19 protein-coding genes are annotated in these 19162 nt (G+C 57.9%); 7 read left to right on the top strand and 12 right to left on the bottom strand.

The window, feature by feature from the left end:
- Positions 1-123: 123 nt before the first annotated feature.
- On the top strand, positions 124-831 hold the full coding sequence (locus tag H6G07_RS05420; RefSeq protein ID WP_073607194.1) for a DnaD domain-containing protein: 708 nt from the start codon (positions 124-126) through the stop codon (positions 829-831).
- A 56-nt stretch (positions 832-887) separates the two neighbouring features.
- Positions 888-1364, top strand: a complete 477-nt coding sequence (locus tag H6G07_RS05415) for a hypothetical protein (protein WP_073607195.1) — start codon at positions 888-890, stop codon at positions 1362-1364.
- Positions 1365-1423: 59 nt separating this feature from the next.
- On the opposite strand, the gene H6G07_RS05410 is transcribed toward H6G07_RS05415, so the two are convergent.
- Both H6G07_RS05410 and H6G07_RS05405 read right to left on the bottom strand, forming a co-directional pair.
- Complete coding sequence (locus H6G07_RS05410; protein WP_073607196.1) at positions 1424-2746, bottom strand: glutamate-5-semialdehyde dehydrogenase; 1323 nt, start codon at positions 2744-2746, stop codon at positions 1424-1426.
- 128 nt (positions 2747-2874) lie between these two features.
- Entirely contained in the window at positions 2875-3279 is a 405-nt protein-coding gene (locus H6G07_RS05405; protein WP_242026635.1) for an ArsR/SmtB family transcription factor, read from the bottom strand.
- A gap of 135 nt (positions 3280-3414) precedes the next feature.
- On the opposite strand from H6G07_RS05405, the gene H6G07_RS05400 reads away from it, so the two are divergent.
- Positions 3415-3585, top strand: a complete 171-nt coding sequence (locus tag H6G07_RS05400) for a metallothionein (protein WP_073607197.1) — start codon at positions 3415-3417, stop codon at positions 3583-3585.
- A gap of 118 nt (positions 3586-3703) precedes the next feature.
- Complete coding sequence (locus H6G07_RS05395) at positions 3704-4387, top strand: cofactor assembly of complex C subunit B (protein ID WP_073607198.1); 684 nt, start codon at positions 3704-3706, stop codon at positions 4385-4387.
- 49 nt (positions 4388-4436) lie between these two features.
- Here the strand turns inward: H6G07_RS05395 and H6G07_RS05390 are convergent, their stop codons facing one another.
- A complete protein-coding gene (locus H6G07_RS05390; RefSeq protein WP_073607199.1) occupies positions 4437-5561 on the bottom strand; it encodes a THUMP domain-containing class I SAM-dependent RNA methyltransferase in 1125 nt (374 codons plus the stop codon).
- A gap of 261 nt (positions 5562-5822) precedes the next feature.
- Here H6G07_RS05390 and infC point away from each other — a divergent pair, with 261 nt between their 5' ends.
- Complete coding sequence (gene infC, locus H6G07_RS05385; RefSeq protein ID WP_084172886.1) at positions 5823-6308, top strand: translation initiation factor IF-3; 486 nt, start codon at positions 5823-5825, stop codon at positions 6306-6308.
- Positions 6309-6389: 81 nt separating this feature from the next.
- Here infC and H6G07_RS05380 read toward each other — a convergent pair whose 3' ends face one another.
- The 4 genes from H6G07_RS05380 to H6G07_RS05365 all read right to left on the bottom strand — a co-directional run bounded on the left by H6G07_RS05380 (position 6390) and on the right by H6G07_RS05365 (position 12715).
- Positions 6390-6767, bottom strand: a complete 378-nt coding sequence (locus H6G07_RS05380; RefSeq protein WP_073607201.1) for a response regulator — start codon at positions 6765-6767, stop codon at positions 6390-6392.
- The gene (locus H6G07_RS05375) at positions 6764-9583 is read right to left on the bottom strand and encodes an ATP-binding protein (RefSeq protein ID WP_073607202.1); all 2820 of its coding nucleotides are present in this window, start codon (positions 9581-9583) and stop codon (positions 6764-6766) included. Before H6G07_RS05375 ends, H6G07_RS05380 begins: the two co-directional genes overlap by 4 nt.
- A gap of 17 nt (positions 9584-9600) precedes the next feature.
- Positions 9601-12027 (bottom strand): response regulator, encoded by a 2427-nt coding sequence (locus H6G07_RS05370; protein ID WP_073607480.1) that lies wholly within the window; start codon positions 12025-12027, stop codon positions 9601-9603.
- Positions 12028-12508: 481 nt separating this feature from the next.
- Positions 12509-12715 (bottom strand): hypothetical protein, encoded by a 207-nt coding sequence (locus H6G07_RS05365; RefSeq protein ID WP_073607203.1) that lies wholly within the window; start codon positions 12713-12715, stop codon positions 12509-12511.
- A 75-nt stretch (positions 12716-12790) separates the two neighbouring features.
- Here H6G07_RS05365 and hemH point away from each other — a divergent pair, with 75 nt between their 5' ends.
- Positions 12791-13954: a ferrochelatase gene (hemH, locus tag H6G07_RS05360; protein WP_073607204.1), complete on the top strand. Its 1164-nt coding sequence runs from the start codon at positions 12791-12793 to the stop codon at positions 13952-13954.
- Here the strand turns inward: hemH and H6G07_RS05355 are convergent.
- From H6G07_RS05355 to H6G07_RS05340, 4 genes are all read right to left on the bottom strand, one after another.
- Positions 13951-14508: a DUF4126 domain-containing protein gene (locus H6G07_RS05355; RefSeq protein ID WP_073607205.1), complete on the bottom strand. Its 558-nt coding sequence runs from the start codon at positions 14506-14508 to the stop codon at positions 13951-13953. The two genes, hemH and H6G07_RS05355, sit on opposite strands and share 4 nt — an antisense overlap.
- Positions 14509-14547: 39 nt before the next feature.
- Positions 14548-15645 carry a heat-inducible transcriptional repressor HrcA gene (gene hrcA, locus H6G07_RS05350; protein ID WP_073607206.1) on the bottom strand — a complete coding sequence of 366 codons (1098 nt, stop codon included), beginning with the start codon at positions 15643-15645 and terminating at the stop codon, positions 14548-14550.
- 93 nt (positions 15646-15738) lie between these two features.
- Positions 15739-16224, bottom strand: a complete 486-nt coding sequence (locus tag H6G07_RS05345) for a 2Fe-2S iron-sulfur cluster-binding protein (RefSeq protein ID WP_073607207.1) — start codon at positions 16222-16224, stop codon at positions 15739-15741.
- Positions 16225-16316: 92 nt separating this feature from the next.
- Positions 16317-17102: a hypothetical protein gene (locus tag H6G07_RS05340; protein ID WP_073607208.1), complete on the bottom strand. Its 786-nt coding sequence runs from the start codon at positions 17100-17102 to the stop codon at positions 16317-16319.
- Positions 17103-17315: 213 nt separating this feature from the next.
- Here H6G07_RS05340 and H6G07_RS05335 point away from each other — a divergent pair, with 213 nt between their 5' ends.
- Positions 17316-18338, top strand: a complete 1023-nt coding sequence (locus H6G07_RS05335; RefSeq protein WP_073607209.1) for a LysR family transcriptional regulator — start codon at positions 17316-17318, stop codon at positions 18336-18338.
- A 26-nt stretch (positions 18339-18364) separates the two neighbouring features.
- Here H6G07_RS05335 and H6G07_RS05330 read toward each other — a convergent pair whose 3' ends face one another.
- Positions 18365-19099: a Crp/Fnr family transcriptional regulator gene (locus H6G07_RS05330; RefSeq protein ID WP_073607210.1), complete on the bottom strand. Its 735-nt coding sequence runs from the start codon at positions 19097-19099 to the stop codon at positions 18365-18367.
- Between the last annotated feature and the right edge of the window lie 63 nt (positions 19100-19162).

The raw sequence follows: 19162 nt of genomic DNA, 5'->3' as shown, positions 1-19162 counted from the left end.
TGCCTGCCAGGAAAGGTAATAAACCTTACGATGGTAGTCTTTACGTAGGCTTAAGATTAAGCTAAAAGGCGATGACTACCTAAATACCCCGCTTAGTGGGGATTAGCGCGTAGGCAAACCATTATGACTCACCTCGGCAACACTCCAGATGTTGAGCCCATCTACCAGTTGCTCACCAGCTACAGCTTTGATGCTGAGGACTACCCTACCAAAGCTGTTATTACCGATTGGTTGGCAGAGTTTGGCCCGGTTTGGGTGAGCCATGCTATTACCGAAGCGCTATATCAGGGGCGCTACAAGGTTATTTCTATCGACCAAATTCTTAAGCTGTGGCAGCGACGGGGCCAGCCCATTCGCCACTTCAATCGCGAGTTTGAGTCGATTATTTTGGGCCAGTCGCTGCTCTGCCCGACCGGCTATGGCGATGGCACAGAGTCCTCATCCTTTCGTCGGCCTCTGCCGTCGATCGCACCGCCTAGCCTAGACCTAGAGGCTGATGCATCGCTAGAGCCTGACGCACCGCCCTTTGACGATGCATCTCATATCCCAGCGCCTACCGGCTTGGCCTCTGACTCGCTTGCAACCAGTCTAGAAGTAGAGGTATCTACTGACTCACTGGACGGCGGTGAACTGGATACTGAGGTTGCAGGCGAACCGGCGATCGCCTCTGCACCAAACACCCCCAACATCCCCGATTTTCGCCCGCTGCCTGCGGAGGCTGCATCCCCCTGGCATCAAGCCGACATTATTCAGCCCTTTGTACCCCGGCGCGATGGGTCAGAGCTGCACGAGCGGTTGCGATCGGTGGTGCAGGGGGGTATGCGAGAATAGTTGCTTGCCTGGGAACCCGGTGGCGTATACTGATCTAGTACGCACGATCTATATTAATGGTTCAATACACCCTGGCCCAAAGCCCAGATGTCGTTTTAACGGTATCGGGCAAAGATTCTCGCAAAGCCCGCGACAAAGCGATGGATCAGCTCATGGCCATGCTTGACGACGGCGAACTGCCTACTGCTTTGGCCGATGGTTTTAGCGTCGAGCAACTCGTAGAAGTACAGCCCCCTATCTCCTCCGCAGCCGTGCAGCAGCAAGAAGACGCCGTCGTAGAAGCCATTCAGGTTTTAAACCAGTTGGCCACGCTCAAGGTAAAAGTGCAGTCATCTCGCGATGAAGCACTCCAGGTGCGTGACCTAGTAGATCTGCTGTTTACCGATGACCCCATGACCGACGACCAGGTGACTGAATTGAAGGACGGTTTCAAGGTTTTGAAGTCGTTTGCCCAGAGCAACCTGCGCTTCAAAGAAGCCAGAACTCAAGCAGAATCAGCCCGCCAGGTGCTAGATGAGGCATTGGAAAATTAGTTCTCATGCTCTCTCGCCGTCGCCGACAGCAGCTATCCCACAATTCTGCTGGAGTTGCTCTAAGCCAGATCTCGATGGGTGAAGGGTTTGGCGTTGCTGCCGCTATAGGTTGTGGAAACGTGACCGTCGCCAACCATCTGATACTTGTAGGTGACCAATCCCTCTAGCCCCACTGGCCCGCGAGGGGGCATCTTTTGGGTGCTGATGCCAACTTCGGCCCCAAAGCCGTAGCGAAAGCCGTCGGCAAAGCGGGTCGAACAGTTGTGATAGACCCCAGCAGCATCGACGCGATCCATAAAGTGGGCGGCGGTGACGGGGTTCTGGGTCGCAATCGCTTCGGTATGACGCGACCCGTAGGTGTTGATGTGGGCGATCGCCTCCTCCACCGACGCCACGACCTTGATCGACAAAATCAGATCGCTGTACTCTGTGGCCCAGTCTTCCTCAGCGGCAGGAATTAAATCAGGCAAAATCTGCCGCGCCTGCCCGTCGCCCCGCAGTTCCACTTGGGCTGCCCGCAGCGCCGCCGCTAGCATTGGCAATCCTTGAGCGGCCATGTCTTGGTGAATTAGTAGGGTTTCGATCGCATTGCAGGCCGAGGGATAGGCAGTTTTGGCATCGACGGCAATGGCGATCGCCTGCTCCAAATTCGCCTCGCTGTCGATGTAGAGATGGCAAATGCCGTCGGCATGGCCCAGCACCGGAATGCGCGTATTCTCTTGCACAAACCGCACAAACGCGTTGGAACCACGCGGGATAATTAAATCCACGTAGCCCTCTAGATCTAGCAGAGCGCGGGTTTCTTCACGGGTGGTGAGCAACTGCACCGCCGCTGGGTCTACCCCAGCATGCTCAAGCCCCTGCTTGATGGCTTCTACCAGGGCCGTGCACGATCGGACCGCCTCTTTGCCCCCTTTGAGAATCACCCCGTTGCCCGACTTAATCGCCAGGGCCGAAATCTGCATCACCGCGTCGGGGCGCGACTCAAAGATTACCCCCAGCACCCCCAGGGGCACCGCCAGCCGCTTGAGTACGAGTCCCTCGTCTAGCTCGCGGTGAATTTGCACTGTTCCCACCGGGTCGCTCAGGCGGGCTACGTCGCGCACGCCGGCGATCGCCCCCGCCAGCTTCACCCCGTCTAGCTTGAGCCGCCCGTAGAGCGGCTTGGCCAGGTTGTCGGCCAGGGCAGCTTCGCAATCGGCCTGGTTGGCCGCCACGATGCGATCGGTATTGGCCTCTAGAGCAGCAGCCACCGCCTCGATCGCCTGATTCTTGGCCTCAGCCGACAGGCTAGCTAAGGTTTGCGCCGCCTGACGTGTGGCCTGGGCGATCGCCAACAGCGGCTGAGTAGCAGCATCCTGAGCAAGGGGAGAAACAGTCATAGCAATACGACAACCCGGCAATACTCCAGTCTACCGTTTCACTGGAAACAGGTTCACGGTCTGAGGCTTACGGTCTGAGGTTCAAAAATACTTCTACCCAACCCATCCACCCCCTACCCCCTACCCATCTAATCCTCTGACGGTTCATCCAAGTGATCCGAAGCTTCTCGATACAGATTAAAGACGTGATCATCCTTGAGGCAGTAGAGCACGTTGCGCCCCTGCTTGCGGTAGCTGACCAGGCGAGTGGCGCGTAAAATCCGCAGCTGATGCGACACCGCCGACTCGCTCATGGCTACAGCCGCAGCCAGTTCGCCCACCCGCATCTCCCTCAGCGCCAGGGCCGAGAGAATGCGCCAGCGATTGGGATCGCCCAGCACGCCAAAAAACTCGGCCATGCGCTGGGCCTTTTCTATGCTCAAAATCTCGTCCACAGGTGACGGGCCAGCGTGGTGGCAGGAAGGGTCGTCGAGCGGGGGGCGATCGCTAGCCATACCAGTCATCTCTGAAGCATAGCCAGGGCCTAGGGGCATATTCCAAACATCACAACGAACTATCGTGACCATTTAACCCATGAACACTTGTTCATATGTTATGGTTTATCCATGAACAGGTGTTCAAGTATTTGACCATCAGTTTAGTTCACCTAGCCCAAGAGGAAACTTGCCATGACCACCGTTACCCAAATGAAATGTGCCTGTGACTCGTGCCTGTGCGTCGTTGACACCAGCCAGGCCGTAGAAAAAGATGGCCACTATTTTTGCAGCGAAGCCTGTGCCAACGGTCATCCCGAAGGGTCTGCGGGCTGCGGCCATCCCGGCTGCGGCTGCAACAGTTAGCCCACTGCGACGGCGGGGTATCGGCGGGGAATGCTGATGCCCCGCCGCCCTCTACACTGCGAGAAGCCTAAACCCCATTAAAATCAGGAAAGAGGCAAATCGAGGGACAGGTCTAAAAATGGCGCAAAATGACCCAAACCGGGTGCTACGGCTGCTGCCGCTGGTGACGGGAGGCTTGGGCGGCACTCTGCTGCTGCTCAATCGAGTGCTAACCCCTGCCCTGACCGAATCTCAGGCGCGATCGGATGTGATGGGTGTGATTCTCAGCGCTCTCCTGATTTTGACCGGCCTGCTGTGGCAGCGCGTGCAGCCGACTCTGCCCGAAGCCGTTGCCTTGATTGGAAAAGAAGGGTTAGAGCTAGATGCCACTCTGTCCGATGCCGTCCAAACTGAACTGGCCTGGGCCTCCCATTTACTGCTTACTAATACTGTTACGCGCTCTGTCGTTGTCTATCGTCAGGGCAAAACCCTGCTGCGGCGAGGAATTTTATCCCCCAAGGCCGACGTTACTCCCGGCCCGATTCTAAAACGGGTGTTGGAAACCGGCAAAGCCGTGTATTTAGTAAAACTTAGTATTTACCCAGGCCGGGTGGAGTTTGATTATCTGCCCGAAAATACCCAAGGCGTGATCTGCCAGCCCATGGGCCAGGGCGGCGCGCTAATCTTGGCCGCCAACGCCCCCCGTAGCTATACCCGCCAAGACGAAGCCTGGATTGAGGGCATTGCCGACAAGCTAGGCCACAGTCTAGGTGAATTGGCTTGGGAAGAAGAGGCTGCCGAGGTAACGGTGGTAGAGAGCTAGCTTTGAATTGCTTAGGAAGTCCTAAAGGACTTTCTACCTTAAGATCTCCCTAATACAGTTCATACTTGAGCCACTGGCAGGGGAGCGTGCCGTTATAGACAGCCACTCGCTGAGCCGACTTGAGGCCAATGTGTTGCGACAGGGCTTTGTTGCCGCTGAGCACGAAGGCCGTCCAGCCTTTGAAGCGCTGCTTCAGCACGTTCCCCAGCAGTTTGTAGAAAGCTCCTAGATCTTCGTCGGCACCCAGACGCTCGCCATAGGGCGGGTTACACAGCAGAAAGCCGCTGTCGGCAGGAGCCTCTAGGTCAGCCAAGTCAGCGGCCCAAAAGTTGATCTGTTCGTCCAGATCGCAGCGTTGGGCATTGAGACGGGCCTGGTGAATGATATCGGGATCGCGATCGCACCCCCCCACCCAAACACCTAAATCGTCTTTACGCGCTGCCTCGGCCTCCTGCCACAGGTCATCCCAAAGATCGCCATCAAAGTCAGGCCAGGTCTGAAAGCCAAACTCTTCGCGAAAAATGCCTGGGGCGATATTGAGCGCCGCCATGCTGGCCTCTAGCGGCAGCGTGCCCGAGCCGCAGAGGGGATCCAGCAGCGGCACATTGCCGGGCCAGTCCGTCAGCTTCACCAGCGCTGCTGCCAGGGATTCTTTGAGCGGGGCGGCCCCCACCGCCGGGCGATAGCCTCGACGGTGCAAACTTGACCCTGAGCTGTCGAGGCTGACGGTGGCCATGTCGTCTTGAACGTGGACGTTGAGCCGCACCTCAGGGTGCTGAGTGTCGATGGTAGAGCGATCGCCCCAGTGCTGCCGCTGCTGATCAACCACAGCATTTTTCACCTGAAGGGCGGTGAAGTGGCTGTGGTTGAGACTGCGGTTTTTGCCGGTGGCATCGACGGCAAAGGTGAGCTCAGGGGTCAGGTAGGGCCGCCAGTCGATTTTTTGGATGCCTCGGTAGAGATCTTCGGCGTCGTAGCAGGAAAAGTCACCCAGCTTGACCAGCACCCGAAAGGCTAGCCGCGACCAGAGGTTGACCCGATACAGCAGGGCCAGGTCGCCCTCAAAGGCAACGCCGCAAAAGCCCGGCTCGATCTGCTGGGCACCCAAATCTTTGAGTTCGGCGGCGGCTAAGGCCTCTAGCCCACGGGCAACGGTGGCGAAATATGCGGCCATGGGGCTTCCCCTACGAGTTCTGTTGTACGCCCCAGCATAGCGGGATCAAAGCCCGACTTGATAAGGCATCTACCGTTTTGTTAAGACCGGATATTTCGACACAGCTCTAGCCTAAAAGCTAAGCTATTCTATGGATAACATGATGGATAATACCCTTCTAGGTGTATTAGGTGTATGGTTGCTAGGCCAAGCAGCCCTAGGGTCACTTCTGTCCTTAGCCATCGCCCCCGGCCAACTGTCGAATTTTGAGAGGAACGACTTATTTCTAAGACGCAACTGGTAAACCGGCAAATTCGCTCACCTCAGGTGTTCTTAATCGACCAAGAGAACCAAAACCGGGGTCTCATGGAAACTCGCGAGGCGCTTACGCTGGCCGAGGATGCAGGACTTGACCTGGTGGTGGTCTCTAACGGCAAAGATGCCCCTGTGGCCAAAATTCTGGACTACGGCAAGCTTCAGTACCAGCAGAGTAAGCGGCAGAAGCAAAGCTCTAAGCCGTCTTTGAAAGAGGTCAAGCTGCGCCCCAACGTGGGTGAGTCTGACTACCAGCTCCGGATTCGCCGCTCGGTCGAGTGGCTGTCGAAGGGAGACTCGGTCAAGTTTTTGGTGCGCCTGCGCGGGCGTGAGCACCAGCACCGCGATCGCGCTGGAGAGCTGCTCGACAGAATCGTGAAGGATATTGGCGACGCGGGCAAGGTGCAGGCCCTCGATAAAAAGGCCTTGGTGCTGATGATTACCCCCGCCTAGGGGCAATCCGCTCGTTTTTTTCGGCTGCATTGCTGGCGACTGGTTAGTCATCCTCGTTAGCTTTGCTCCTGAGTTCTTTGGTCAGATGGCCCAGTCTAAGATCTGGGCCATCTGTTGCCATACCGTCACTGGGTTAAAGGGCTTAGCAATTACTCCAGCCACACCCAGGGTACAAAAGCGATCGCGATCGCTGCTCAACACCTTAGCGGTGAGCAAAATCACTGGTATAGACTGAGTTTTGCGGTTAGCCTGAAGCTGCTCATAGACTGCAAAACCATCCATCTCGGGCATTGAGACATCGAGCAAGATAGCGTCCCATGGGGCGGCTAGGGCTTTGTCCAAGCCCTCCTGTCCTGACCCGGCACTGTCGGTTTGCCAGCCGCCAAACTCCTCCAGCGAGAGGCAGACTACTTCGCGAATGTCCAGTTCGTCGTCAATGACCAAAATTCGCTTGCTCATGATCCCTTCAGCGGCAGCGTAAAGAAAAATGTACTGCCATGGCCGACCTGGCTCTCTGCCCAGATTTCCCCGCCGTGCTGCTCCACAATCTGTTTGCAGATGGCCAGCCCCAGCCCGGTACCCCCGCGCTGCCGTGAATCTGACACATCCACCTGCTGAAAGCGCTCAAAAATCGTCTCCAAACGCGCCGCTGGAATACCTCGTCCCTGGTCTTTGACTGCAACCCGCGCCCAACCTGGCTGTTCCCCAGCTATGTCAGAAGCAGCCATCACTCTAGGAGTGGAGACCAGGGTCGCCGTCAGCCAAATTTTGCTCTCCGCCTCAGAAAATTTGATTGCGTTGCCCAGCAGGTTGGTGAGGGTCTGCACCACCGCATCGGGGGCGGCCAGCACTGTAGCGGCGGCGGGAGTGACCTGAATGGTGACGTTGGCCTCCACGGCGATCGCCTCTACCCCGTTGACTGCTAGCACCATCAGCTCGTCTAAGGGGCAGGGTTCCAGCTTGAGTTCAATGCGGCCCGACGTTAGGCGCTCCAGATCGAGGATGTCGTTGACCAGCCGAATCAGTCGCTCAGTATTGTTGAGGGCCATGCCCAGCATCTGTTGGGCTTTCTGGGGCCGGTTGTGCAGCACCCCCGACTCTAAAATGCCTAGAGCCCCACGAATAGCCGTTAGGGGCGTGCGCAACTCGTGGCTGATGATGGAGATAAACTCATCCTTGAGGCGATCGATGCGGTAGCGATCGCTGATGTCGCGCACCACCACCAGCACCTCGTCCTGGGTCACCGGAATAATCCGTGCCTCTTCGTAGAACGTCTGGCCCCCGGCGACAAACTCGTACTCCTGGCGCTGAATGCTACCCGTCTCTAGGGCCAGATTGACGCAGCGCTGGCGCTCCTGGGCAATGGGGCTAGGCAGGTTGTCATACATGCTCTTCTCGTAGAGCTGGCTGCGATCGCCCAGCCAGTTCACCGACTCTAGGTTATAGATCGCCAGCGGGAAACCCTGCCGCCCCAGGCGCATCAGTAGGTCAGGAATGGCGTTGATCAGAGCCTTTTGGGTGGCCTCACTGGCCGCCAGTGAAGCCATTTGCTGAGCTACCTGATGCTCTAGCTCGCGCTGGTAGTCAACCCGAAATCGCTCGACCTGTCGCCGTTCAGTAATGTCTTGGAACGTATTGATGCTGTAGAGCACCTGCCCCAGGCTGTTGAACACTGGGATCGTGTGTACCTCTAGGGGAATGCGGCGATCGCCAGCTTCGACCTCAATGTCATCGGTGTAGGCGGTTTCACCCCGCAGCCCGCGCACCACCGGCAGTTCGTCGGTGGGGTATAGCTCGTCGCTGCCGGCCCGGTAGAGCCGATAGGTTTCTGCGAGTTGTCCAGAGTCGGCGGGCATAATGCCATTCACCAACAGCTCTTTGCCCTTGGTATTGAGAAACAGCATTTGCCCCGACTGGTCGTGTACGCTCAGGGCCACGGGCACCCCGTTCAAAAAAGTAGCCAGCGTGTTCTCTCGATCCTTGAGAGCGTAAAATGACGACACCAGCTGACCCACCATGCGGTCAAACCCCTGGCGCAGGGCTTCGACTTCCTGAATGGTGCTGGGCTGGGTGGGCGGCACCACAGCCAGCCCAGCAGTCATGGCCTGGGTTGCCCGCTGTAGCGACAAAATCGGCTTGGCGATATATTCCGCCGTCCAAATGCCTAGGCAGATCGATCCCATCAGGGCCAGGGCGCACAGCAGGGCCGTACGGGCTGTGTTGGCATAGATGTTGGCCATAAATTCAGAGGCCGGTACTACGGTGACCAGTAGCCAGTTCAAGTCGCCCTGGAGCGGTGTTGTCTGGACAAAATATTGTTTTTGGTCAAACTGGAGGTGGGAAAAGCGGGGCGATCGCACGTTCACAAAGCTGCCATAGTCGGCAACCAAGTGGGCCGCCACCGTCCGAGTGAGTGGATTACGACTTTGCCCCACCGCCAGTCGGCGAGACTGCAACGCTACATTCTGCGCCGGATCAGAACGCGGCTGTTGATCAAAAGGCAGCTCTCCAGTGGAGGTCGCCACCAGGTGACCGTCGGGCTCAATCAAGAAAATCTGACCCTCGCCGCTTGGAATTAGCTGCTGCAAAAACTCCCCTAGCTGCGTGAGCAAAATGCCGGTGCTAAAGACACCGCCAAACTCTCCCTCTGGGGTTTGAAAGGGGACAAACCGCACCATCACCAGTTGAGGCTGTTCGTCGCCTCGCTCTAGGCTCACCACTAGCCGCCATAGGCCCTGGGGGCTAGATTGAGCTGCTGCATACCACGGGTTATCTGGGGGATCACGGTGGGGGTCGTAGCCCTGCCGAATCGGCGGCAGCAAAGTCTTAGATTGGTCAGCGACATCTAGCTGGTAGCGGTAGAGCCGGTTGTCGACCACGGTCACATTCCGCTGCCGCACCGAGAAAAATCCTGGTGGGGCTTGACGAGCGATGTTGAGAAACGCACCGGCCTCGTTGGCAACGACCATGCCCGTCAGCTCCGGAAATAGCTGGAGCTGTTCTACCAGGTGACTTTCCAGGGTAGCTAGGTCGGTGCTGCTGAGCGTCCCGGTTTCGAGCAGATAGGCATTGGTCTGAGCCACAAAGCGAGACGTTTGCAGGTAGGCGTCGAGATTTTCCCTGGCCCGCTGACCTGTGATCCTCATCATTTGACGGGCGATATCCTGCACGGCCCGCTCTCCACTGCGGTACGACAGGTAGCCCACCAGCCCCGTAATGCCAATCACCTGGAGCAAAAACGGCACGATGAGCAAGTTGCGCAGAGAAAACTTCATGGCAAAGTCGAGTCAACTCAGCACATTGGGTACAGGCAAAAGGTGTTGCCGCCGCGCCCTTTGGCATCCTTAAGGGCCTGGTCGGCGGTTTTCAATAGCAGATCGCTGGAGAGACTGCCGGTGGGGGTAGTGCCGCCAATGCCTAAGCTTAGGGTAATGTAGCTGCCCCCGTCAGGGCTGGGCTGAGGAATTTTGAGATCGGTAACGGCCTGCTGCATGCGCGAGACCACCCGCAGCGCCCCATCTAGGTTGGTGTTGGGCAGCACAACGGCAAATTCATCGTCGCCGCAGCGGGCCACCAGGTCAATGTTGGGGTTGATGGTGCGGTGCAGGGTGCGAGCAATGCGGCGCAGGGCAGCATCGCCCGCCTGCTGTCCGTACACTTGATAGTAGGTATAGAGGCGATCGGGGCTGCACAAAATCAGCGAGATCGGAGCCTGGTCGCGGCAGTGACGCTCCCACTGCTGCTGTAAAAAGGCGTCAAAGTGCAGGCCGTTGGCCACCTGGGTAAGGGGGTCGGTGGTTTCTTGCTGAGTCCAGTAGAGAGCCTGATGGTGGCGCATTTGCTCAATTTGCTGGCGCAGTCGCGATCGCTCAATTCGGCTTAGCACCCGCGTGACCAGCTCTGGCCCCACGATGGGCTTGCCGATCAGGTCGTCGGCCCCCATCTCAAATACCTGGCGCACGGTCACGGTGTCAGGATGGGCCGCTACCATCAGAATGGGCAGGTTGCCAAATCGCGAGTCTTGGCGCACCACCTGGCACAGGTCGATGCCGCTAAAGGTGGGCATTTCTAAGGCCAAGAGCAGTAAGTCGGGCTGCACCTGGCGCAGCACCTCCCAAAACTGGCTGGGGTCACCCAGCTCTGTGACCTGAAGACCCCAGGGGGTGAGCAATTCTGTAATGGCACCCCGAGTGATGGGGTCGTTGTCAACCACCATCACCTGGGCCTCGGGCGCTTGGGTTTCCGGCAAGAGGTGGTTTAGGATATCGAAAATTTGGGTTGGGGTGGCTGGTGCTACCAGGTAGCGATCGCCCTGGAGACGTGCCACCTGCACCCGTTCTTCTAGGCTGTCGTGGCCGGTCAAGACCAGCACCGGCATCCGGGGAAAGCGGTGCTTGACCTCCCGCAGGGGGGCCAGCTTCTCAGCCAAAGGGGCGCTCTGGTCGAGGGTGAGCACCACCGCCTCCGCTCGGCCCTGGGCCAAGGTCTGCAAAAGCTCGCTCAGGTCGGTGGCTTGAGCGAGGTGCCAGCCATGGCTGGCGGCATCGACCTGCAAGCGGGTGAGCAATTTCGGCTCCACCGCCAGGGCTACCCCCAGATGGCGCTGGATCGGCGCGATCGCCCCGTCGATCTCGGTCGAGATTGGTTTAGGGGTTAAAGCTAGCGTCTGCTTGAGGTCGAGCAGGTGGCGAGAGAGCTGGTCAACTTCTGTCGTTTGTAGGGGGCGATCGCCCAGTAACTGCTCGATCTGACGGGCATGGGTCGAGCCTTCGTCATAGCCAAAGGTGCCCAACCCACCGGCTAGCCGATGGGCCTCATCTTGAGCAATGGCCCGTTGCTGGGGCGGCAAGCTGCCCGCCTGGAGCGATCGCACCGCCGCCTCGACCACCGCCAACCGCTGCTGAAGCGACGCCTGAAACCGAGCGGCGATCGCCTCTAAAGCCTTGCTCTTGGGCGTGGTAACCAGCGGCTTAGTCTCTGCCTGAGCCCCACCACTAGGCCCGTGGAAGCCGTTATTGACTGTCCCTAGAACCAAACTTGGCGGCAAATCGCGAAGGCGATAGCCTAGCCCATATACCGTCTGAATTAAGTTTTCGACCACGCCGCTGCGCTTGAGGCGATTGCGCAGATCCTTGACCAGGTTGGTCACCGCCCCTTCAGTAGGCGAATCGTCGATTGTCCACAGGTGGTCGAGAATGGCACTGCGGCTCAGCACTCGCTGGGGATGGCGCAAAAACAGCTCCAGCAGACTGTATTCCTTCGGTGTGAGGGGCACGACTTGGCCGCTAAAGGTGACCTGGGCCAGGGTTGGGTCAAGGCATAGCTGCCCCCACACCAGCGGCGGAATGGTGGCCGCTCGCGCCCCTCGCCGCAGCAGAGCGCGAATGCGAGCTAGCACCTGAGATACCTCAAAGGGCTTAGTTACGTAGTCGTCGGCCCCGGCGTCTAGCCCGGTGATCACATCTTCGTCTTTGGCCTGGGCAGTGAGCATTAAGATCGCGGTAGAGACACCCTGCCCCCGCAGGTAACGGCACAGGCTAAGGCCATCCAGCCGAGGAATATTCACATCTAGCAAAATTAGGTCGTAGTTCCACAGGGCCGCCAACTCCTGAGCAATGAGGCCGTCAGCCGCCTGTTCCACGGTGTAGCGGGCCGCAGTCAAGTGAAAGACCAAAAGTTCTCGGGTAGAGGGGTCATCCTCAACAAGTAAAATTTTCATCGGTTGGGCATAGCCAGAACAGTAGATGCTGCCGATGCCAAAAGACAGTAACCAGACTGGACCCGCCACAGGGCCAGGCCGCTTAGCATCTGTCTATGGAGCTACTATGAGCCAGTAGATTAGGTAGATTTGCCATTCGCCACAAAAAGCACTGCCCTTTTGCTGATAACAACTACAACCCTGTTTAGGCTCTTGGCGACTTGCCTAACGGCTTAAAGGAAAGAGCCGATCCATCTAAGCTAAATGTTTCTTAGCATATCGTTAAGTATTCGTCTTCTCTACTGCCTGAGCTACAAAGGGGTCTGCCAAGTGCCTGGTTGCAGAGCCGCCTGCACGGCATCAGTGCAGGGTGGCGCTACCCAGGTGGGCCTCAGTCTGGGCAACCGATCAACCTGGAACTCCGTCTCCTGCTGGGGTCAGATAGTTGGCTCAGCTAAAGCGGTGCTTGATTGTCTAGGCAGCAATCCCATTGGCCTCGCGCTCAATCTGCTTGAGTCCGGCTGGGGTAGCGGGCAGCGTGAGGGGAATGCGCTGCTGTTGGGGCCGAGTTTTGATGCTGTCGCGGCGGTAGGGTGCCCCACAGTTTGAGGCGATCGCCCCGACGCTCTACCTGGAGCCCCAGGCGGGCGGCTTTGAGGCGGTTGTTGAGCGCTGCGATCGCGTCATCTAAAGCCGCGGGGGAAGCCATCAACGTCGGAAACCGTTCATTCAGCTTGTAGAATAATTGGGGTATGAGTACTTACTTTAGAGCCACTACAGTGCCATGGGTCGTGTTGGGGTCTTATTACTAAATCTGGGGGGGCCAGAGCAGCCCGACGACGTTCGCCCCTTTTTGTTTAACCTGTTTGCCGATCCAGAAATTATTCGTTTGCCCTTCCCCTGGCTCCAGCGGCCCCTGGCCTGGTTAATCTCAAGCTCGCGCGCCAAACAGTCGCAGGCCAACTACCAGCAGATTGGCGGTGGCTCGCCCCTGCGCCGCATCACCGAAGAGCAAGCCGACGCTCTCAAGCAGGTGCTAGCTGACAAAGGCACCGAGGCCAATATCTACATCGGCATGCGCTACTGGTACCCCTTCACCGAAGAGGCCGTGGCTCAAATCAAGCGCGACGGGGTCGAAAAGCTGGTGGTGCTGCCCCTATATCCCCAGTTTTCGATCAGTACCAGCGGCTCCAGCTTTCGTCTGCTAGAGCGGCTGTGGCTCGAAGACCCGGCTCTCCAACGCATTGTCTACACCGCCATCCCCTCCTGGTACGAGCGCCCTGGCTATAGCGAGGCCATGGCTGACCTGATTGCCCAGGAGCTTGACAAACTCGAAAACCCCGACCAGGCCCACATTTTCTTTAGCGCCCACGGGGTGCCCGTCAGCTACGTCGAAGAAGCCGGCGACCCCTACCAGCGCGAGATCGAGCACTGCACCGAGCTGATCATGCAGTCTCTCAACCGCCCCAATCCCCACACCCTGGCCTACCAGAGCCGGGTGGGGCCCGTCGAGTGGCTCCAGCCCTACACCGAAGATGCGATCGAGCAGCTCGCCCAGCAGGGGGTCAAAGATCTGGTGGTGGTGCCCATCAGCTTTGTCTCCGAGCACATTGAGACCCTGCAAGAGATCGACATTGAGTACCGCGAAATTGCCGAAGAAGCAGGTATTCATGGGTTTCACCGCGTGCCCGCCCTCAACACCCATCCCCGTTTTATCGCCGACATGGCCGACATGGTTACTGAGGCTTTAGAAGCCCCATGCCAGCTCTTCTCCGACGTAGTGCAGCCCGACAAAAAAGTCAAAATTTACCCCCAAGAGCGATCGGCCTGGGGGCTCACCCCTGTCGCCGAGGTATGGAATGGGCGACTGGCTATGGTAGGCTTTTTAGCCCTGCTGCTAGAGCTGGTTAGCGGCCGTGGCCCACTGCATTTTGTGGGCATTCTCTAGGACCGCGATCGCCGGGGCCAGTGCTGCCATAGGTAAGAGGTGCGAATCACCAGCCACAGCAGCAGCAGCGCAATGATGCCCCCCTGGTTAGGGGCGTCAAAGGCCAGTATGGCGAGCACTATGCACAGCCCGTCGACTACAAAAAAGCTCCACAGGGGTGGGCGACGAGGCCGGAAAAACAGCCCCATCTGCAATAGCTGAATTACCAGGGCCAGCAGGGCGCTGATCAGGCCAATCAGGGGATAGATCCAGCCCTCTAGGCCGAAGGTGCGAGCCACCCCTAGCCCCGCCAAAGCCCCGACACCAGGGCTCAATATCAGCTCCAAACCCTGAAAAAATCGCTGGCTGGCACTGCTCTTCGAAAGCATCAGCTCAGCTATCGACCAGCTCACCAGCACTCCCAGCACCAGGGCCGGGGGCAACTGGGACAGCAGGGGCACATTAGACCAAAGCTGAGGGCCAGACAGCAGGCCAATCAGCAGCAGCGGCAGCGCCAGCCGCAGCCCCGTCGCCGCCGCGATCGACAAGATAGCCAGTAGCTCTGTAATAATCACGCTTTTCCCTTCTCGGCTCGGGCTGCTCCCAGGGATACCTCACTCGCTAAGAGCAGTAGATAGGTAATCGGCTGCCGCCTTGACCACCGCTACCGCATTCTCGTAAACCATCCGGGTTGGCCCCAAAACCCCCACACTACCGACAGAAGTATCGTGGCGGGTGTAGTTAGACACTACCAGGGCGCAGCCCTGCATCGGCTCTAAGGGGTTTTCAGCGCCAATCCACACTTTAACGTCTACGCCCTTCAGCGTCTGAGTCGCCACGGGCGGGGTGGCAAAAAATAATGGCCATAGCTGCGACTGGTCTTCTTCTAGCAGACGCACGATCGACTGAATGCGCTGGGCATCGGAGAACTCGGGCTGGCGCAGCACCTCCGCTAGGCCGCTGATCACCAGCTGGGGGGTTTCGGCTGCCTGCGATCGCTGCGCCAAATGCCCTAGCGCCTGACACAACAGCACGCCGTAGTGCTCAAATTCGGCATCGAGATCGCCCCAGTTGAGCGTAGTCACATCGGCCAGGGGCCGCCCCCGCAGGTGATGGGTCAAAAAGTTAGACAAAATTTCCAGATCCCGCCGACCGGGCTCTCCGACCGCCCCCGATGTGGCCGCACCCAGGACAGCGGGCAGCTGCACCACCACCGATTGGGTGGCCAGCGAGTCAAGCAGCACCACCATTAGCACCTGCCCTCCGTCTACTGCCACCAGCTGAATGTGGCGAATGAGTACAGTATTAGCCTGGGGTACGGTCACCAGCGCCAGGTAGCCACTGATCTGAGCCAAAATCTGGGTGGCCTCCTTCAGCAGCGACTCCAGGCTACGGCCCATCCAGCGCAACTCTTCTGACAATGCCGCATCAACCCGGCGACCCACCCGAGCCGACGGCGACATCAGCCGGTCGACGTAGAGTCGATAGCCAAAATCAGAGGGCACTCGCCCTGACGAGGTATGGGGCTGATAGAGCAGTCCATATTTCTCGAGCAAGCCCATGGTGTTGCGCACCGTAGCTGGGCTCACCCGCAAGTTATATTCCTGGGCTAAGGCCCGTGACCCGACCGGCTCTGCTGTGGCAATGTAGTGACGAATGGTGGCCTGAAGCACCTGCTCATGGCGAGCACTCAGGGGAGGGGCAGGGTCCATAGGGGGTTGGTATAAAACTCAACTACGGCATTGCCCTACCATAACAGATGTTTTCTGGGGTTCGGCATTGCCCCTCAGCCCACAGGCTCAAGCCTACAAATCTTTGCTCTGGCTAAAGAATTCGCCCACCTTAAAGCTAGCGCTGCTCTCGAGCTGGGCCATTGTCGATCGCGTAATCAGCTTGCCCTGCTCCACCAGCACCTCACCGGTAATGGGGTGCAGCAGATCTTGGTCAGCCCGGCGGCCAATCAGCGCCTCAATGTCTTGGAGCGAATTGACGTACATCCCCGGTGGCAGCTCGACGATGACACCGTTGTTCACCACTCGGGCCTGGCAGGCCAACCGCGAATTGGGCTTACAGGAGGTGATGACCTCTAGGGTACGCTGCTCGCGGCGGTTGATCGGGGTCAAGGCCTCCATGCCCGACTGCACGTAGATATGGCAGGTAGCGCACATCCCTCGGCCACCGCACTCCTTGAGTACATCTAAATCTTTGTTTAGAAGCACCGAAAGCAGGTTGCCGTTGGTTTCAACGGAGGTTTCTTGGGCAATAGGCTCTAGGCGAACAGTTTTGGCCATGGGTACAACGGGGGTTAAAGAATAGAGGAAAGAGCCTGGTCATAGCTCAAGAGCATAGCGGCAACCACGGGAACCGATTCAGCCTCGCCCAGCTAGCCGCTGGGGGACTCCAGCAAAATCCCCTGCTCCTGAGGGGTAAGGGTTTGACCAGTAGCCAGGGTTTGAAAATTACGGATAGTTCTGCCGCCGCGACCCAAAAAGGCTGTCACCCAGTCTTTCATCCACTGGTGTTGTTCGGCTGTCAGCGGCGCTTGACCATCGGCAGCAACAGTAAAGTGGCCATCCTTTTGAATTTCAAACTGCTCTAGCCAGGAGTGAGCTGGGCGCGATTGCTTCCAAGTATTGATCACCATGGTTTTTCCCAGATATTGGGTAGCGCCATCGCTGAGGTGGTTGAGGGCCGCAATGACCTCCTGGCAGTTTGGAGTTAGGGTACCCCGTTTGGGGGTTGCAGGCTCCAGCGGCGGGGCTGCAACCCCGGAGACCGTGCTAGCCCCGCCGAGGGTGACGCAGCCAGCCAACAGCCGAAAAGTCGGCACTGCATTGTGGGGAGCTTCTACCAGGGTGGCCTTGAGCTGACTAATGGCCGTACGATAGTCGGCTAGGGGCATTTGGTCGGTAATCAGCACCAGCAAAATTAGGCCTTGATCGAGCTTGTAGATATGGGCCAGCTGATTAGCAAAGCGAAAGGTAAACGTGTCGAAATGGGTGGGAGTGGTTTCGACCACCTGCTGAATACCCTGGGCGAGGGCATCCTGCTGATGGGAGTTGAGGCTGATGTCTGGCCCAAAGAAGAATGGGCGGTTGCGTCCGTCAATGAGCGCCATCCCAGAGATGCCGGGCAAATTCAGGACATTCTGGATCACCTGACGTTTCATAAATCCTTAGGGTCTCGCTCTAAATTTTGGTGTTGAGTGTCCCGAACCAAGTAATCTAGGGATGGCAGACTTAATTTAGCACCGGCCTTAAAAGGCATGGGCTTGGGTCATTAGTTTACCCAGGGGTGGTGCGGTGGCACCACGGGGAGTAGCCTGTATTACTATCATGGTTTGTTGGCAGCCCAGGATTATCGTACGTTAGGGTTAATGCCCATGTCTGACCTTCCCTTTACCCTCGATCAGCTGCGTATTCTCAAAGCTATTGCAGCGGAGGGCAGCTTCAAACGAGCGGCAGACAGCTTATACGTGTCTCAGCCAGCGGTCAGCCTTCAGGTGCAAAACCTAGAGCGCCAGCTAGATGTGCCGCTGTTTGATCGGGGTGGACGACGGGCGCAGCTCACTGAGGCCGGGCATTTGCTGCTGAGCTACGGCGATCGCATCCTGAGCTTGTGTCAAGAGACCTGCCGCGCCATTGAGGATCTGCAAAACCTGCAGGGGGGCACCTTGATCATCGGTGCCAGCCAAACTACCGGCACTTACTTGCTACCCCGCATGATTGGCCTGTTTCGCCAAAAGTACGCCGATGTGGCGGTGCAGCTGCATGTGCACTCCACCCGCCGCACCGCCTGGAGTGTGGCCAACGGTCAGGTTGACCTGGCAATCATCGGTGGCGAACTGCCTCCCGAACTACAGGACTCTTTAGAAAGAGTGCCCTACGCCGAGGATGAACTCGCACTGATCATGCCGATGTATCATCCGCTGGCCAGTCAGGCGGTAATTCAGCGGGAAGACCTCTACAAGCTACACTTCATCGCCCTTGATTCGCAGTCGACCATTCGTAAGGTGATCGACCAGGTGCTGACCCGCTGCGGCATCGAAACCCGCCGTCTCAAAATCGAGATGGAGCTCAACTCCATTGAGGCGATTAAAACTGCTGTGCAGTCAGGGTTGGGAGTGGCTTTTGTGTCTAACTCGGCGATCGAGAAAGAGTTGCAGATGGGGGTTTTGCACCGGGCTAAGATCGATTCAGTGGTGGTCAACCGCACCCTGTCAGTCATCTTCAACCCCAACCGCTATCGTTCTAAGGCCGCCGCCGCTTTTACCGCCGAGATTTTGCCCCAGTTCACCAACCTACCCCTAAACTTTAAACCCATAGGCGCGGAGAAATCTGGGGCCGACAAGAACGGTGCCAAGCCCACCGCTCCACCGCCAGAACCGCTTAACCTCAGCCCTTAGAAGCTTTCTGTACGAGTCTAACCTGCCTATGCCTCCCGGACTGCTGCTGGGTCGCCCGGAATCGCAATCAAGCCATCTTTGTGAATGTGAATCAGCTTGCGCTGGCGCAGCTTGCCCATCAGACGGGTCACTGTTACCCGAGTGGACCCAATGGCGCTGCCAATCTGGGCGTGGGTGAGGGACCAGGGCAGGTAGTAGCCAGACTCGTAGGGCTCGCCAAATTCTTCGATTAGCAGGGTGAGAAAGCCGAGCAGGCGATCAATCGTGCGCCGCTGGCCTAGGGTACTCAACCACAGCAGCTTGCGCTGGTGCTGGTAGCGAAAGGCGTCGAGGACCTCACGCCGAAAGTGGGGCCAATTTTCGAGATCGCTCCAATATAGCCAGATTACGGTGGTTTGATCGACGTGGGCAAAGCTCTGTAGTAGAAAGGGCGACTGAGCCACAATCTCAAAGGGCTGACCGGCTCCGACAAATCCTAAAAATGCCTCTTCACTTAGCCCGACCGCTAATCCGTTAGAGGTGTCGTCATCGCCGGATTCATCTAGTTCTGGGTCAGCCAACTCGGGGGCCGCCTCTGCCCCCTGGGCGCTGCCTACCAGGCGCACGGAGCCCCGCTCAACCAGATATAGCAGCCCAGACCGAGCGGGAATGCGCTCGTCTTTGTTAAAAGTTCTAGCCCTATAGTGGGCATGGGCCCAGTCGGTAATGCGCTGCCAGGTCAAGAACGGTCGGGCATTGTCGGAGCGAGGAGATGATTGCATAGCAATAGCTGGGCTAAACGGTACAGACCGTGACCATGGGGCAAGGGGTAGGTGCGATCGCTC

Origin of the sequence: Phormidium tenue FACHB-1052, assembly GCF_014696675.1 — a bacterium.
GTDB classification, from domain to species: domain Bacteria; phylum Cyanobacteriota; class Cyanobacteriia; order Phormidesmidales; family Phormidesmidaceae; genus Nodosilinea; species Nodosilinea tenuis_A.
The sequence above is the reverse complement of the archived record's forward strand: the minus strand, read 5'-3'. Positions and strand labels throughout refer to the sequence as shown.